At 54.8% G+C, this 2,220-nt stretch carries 3 protein-coding genes and 1 pseudogene; all 4 read left to right on the top strand.

The genetic code is table 11. The annotated features are described in order from the left end of the window. Nucleotides 1-320, top strand: a 320-nt coding sequence (locus AB6E51_RS24210; protein WP_372140286.1) for a DUF3487 family protein, incomplete at its 5' end; no start/stop codon positions are given. A gap of 12 nt (nucleotides 321-332) precedes the next feature. After that, a complete protein-coding gene (locus AB6E51_RS24215; protein WP_372050036.1) occupies nucleotides 333-989 on the top strand; it encodes a PFL_4703 family integrating conjugative element protein in 657 nt (218 codons plus the stop codon). 95 nt (nucleotides 990-1,084) lie between these two features. After that, nucleotides 1,085-1,846: a TIGR03749 family integrating conjugative element protein gene (locus AB6E51_RS24220; RefSeq protein ID WP_372140288.1), complete on the top strand. Its 762-nt coding sequence runs from the start codon at nucleotides 1,085-1,087 to the stop codon at nucleotides 1,844-1,846. A gap of 2 nt (nucleotides 1,847-1,848) precedes the next feature. After that, nucleotides 1,849-2,220 (top strand): annotated as a pseudogene (locus tag AB6E51_RS24225) (TIGR03752 family integrating conjugative element protein); the annotation flags it as partial.

Consider the following 2,220-nt stretch of genomic DNA (forward strand, 5'->3'; position numbering starts at 1 on the left):
CAACCTTGAACGTCATGCCGCCGTTTTATAAAGGTCTGTCGATGGGCGAGATGGGACTGCTGGTCCTTGTGTGCATGAGCCTCACGGGATTGCTGGGGTTGGCGCTGTACTGGGTGTTTGGCGCGCCTCTCATTCTGTTTACCGCCTTGCTGCTCGGGGCGCTCGGCGCCTTTGCACTGCCCAAGAGCCTCATGCGAAAGCTCAGCCGAATCAAAACGCACCATTGCCAACATTACGCCAGCAAACGTTTTGAACGCTGGTTTCACCCTGAGCGCTATCACGTTGATGCGCGCCGCTTTGCCTGCAAACGCATCGGCTGATAAGGAGAAAACATGAGTCAACCACCGAAAAGTCGATTTCGCGCCTCACTGGCCGGGCGAGACAGTCACATCCGGTCGCTACGCGGCGCGCTCGCCATGATGAGCACTCTTGCGCTGGTTACCACTTGGGGCTGGTATCAAGCCGGACAAGACATCACGGTGCATACGCCGCCCGATTTAAGCTCAGGCTCATCACGCCCGTGGTGGGAAGTGCCTAAGCCCAATGTGTATGACTTTGCCGTCAATCTATTTGGACTGATTAACCGCTGGCCCAGTGATGGCAATCAGCAATACAACGAGAACCTGCATCGTTACACCGATTACCTGACGCCCAGCTGCAAAAAGGTCTTAACGCAAGACTTTCAAAACAAACGTCGCACAGGGGAGTTGTCGGGGCGAGAGCGCAGTTTAGCGCCCATTCCCGGTTACGGATTTGACGATTGGCGCGTCACCACGCACAGCCGAGACAGCTGGACGGTACAAGCCGATTTAGAACTCAAAGAGTACGTGGATGGCACCTTAGTCAAACATAACTTTATCCGCTGGCCACTGCGCATTGTGCGTTACGACATTGATGCCGAGCGCAACCCTTGGAAGCTCGCCATTGATTGTTTTGATGGCCCAGCAAGAGAAATTCAGTTCAATGAAGCGCAGGAGAAAGAGCAATGATGCGAACGCTGATAAAAAGACGTGGGGGACTGTGGCTGACACTGCTGCTGAGTTTGATGACTCACATTCATGCTCAGGCCAGTACGCCTCGCGCCATGGAGTGGCAGGGTGTCCCGCTCCAAGTGGTGCTTACGCCAGGGCAAGAGACCATCTTGACCTTGGGCAACGACGTGCGCGTCGCGCAACCGGCGCACTTAACGCCTTACCTGTCCATGACCTCACTGGCAGGGCGACTTTACCTCACGGCTACTGAGCCTTTTGATTCAACTCGACTTCAAGTGATGCGGCTAAGTGATGGATTGCGCTTAATGCTCGATGTTAGCGCCAAAGCGGGCGTGGTTACCCCGCCGCAGATTGATATTGTTTTGCCCGGCGGTAAATCAAAAGGCAATGACCGCCAGATGGGCTCTACTACTGAGCCCCAAATGGCACCGCAAGCCTTGTTGGTGCGCTATGCCATGCAAAATCTCTACAGTCCATCGCACGCCATTGAGCCTTTATCTGGCGTAGTGCGAGCGCCGATGGGACTGCCTCGTGATATCAGCCTAAGTGCGTTCAGTCAGTGGCGAGTGAACGCCAGACCCATTGCGGCTTGGCAATTGGGCGAGCAGGTGGTGACCGCCGTGAGCCTAACCAATAAGGCATCAAAGCGTGAAACCCTCGACCCACGACTCGTTACTCTCAGTCCTCGCTGCTTTGCACTGCGCTGCGCGGTGAGTTTTTCCCATCCTGACATCGGGAACGCAGGCTCACCCACCGCCCAAGCGACGGCCTTTATTGTCACGCCAGGGCCCCTGGCAGGATACCTATTACCCAGCCGTTTACCTAGCCATTTACCTAACCATGGAGGGGAGTAGCGATGTTAAATAAAGGAAACCCCGTCATACGACTGGCGGCGCTTATCGGCGCAACCGGCTTTATCGCGGTGCTGGTCATTGCAGTTTTAAAGCCGTCAGACATCGAAGCCAACGTTGATCCCGGCGAAGACACCACCCCGGTCAACGTGACGACGTCACAAACCCAAGCCCAAGTGCTGCAGGCGTTTGATGACAGCCCATCCGATACCATTCGAACGCTCAATGCCGCGTATTCTAAAAGTGAAGCCGAAAAAAAAGCCCTCTCGGACGCGTTAAAGCAAACGCAGCTTCAGGTTGAAAATCAGCAAGCCCAAAACAGTGAACAAGTGAAAGCCCTTGAAACCCAATTAAGTCAGCTTGCCCAAAGACTCAAC

Origin of the sequence: Vibrio sp. 10N.247.311.47, assembly GCF_041467535.1 — a bacterium.
GTDB classification, from domain to species: domain Bacteria; phylum Pseudomonadota; class Gammaproteobacteria; order Enterobacterales; family Vibrionaceae; genus Vibrio; species Vibrio crassostreae_C.

What these genes read in the sequence shown, in the direction of transcription:
- AB6E51_RS24215 (WP_372050036.1), top strand. Translation starts at nt 333, where the DNA reads ATGAGTCAACCACCGAAAAGTCGATTTCGCGCCTCACTGGCCGGGCGA.
- AB6E51_RS24220 (WP_372140288.1), top strand. Translation starts at nt 1,085, where the DNA reads ATGGAGTGGCAGGGTGTCCCGCTCCAAGTGGTGCTTACGCCAGGGCAA.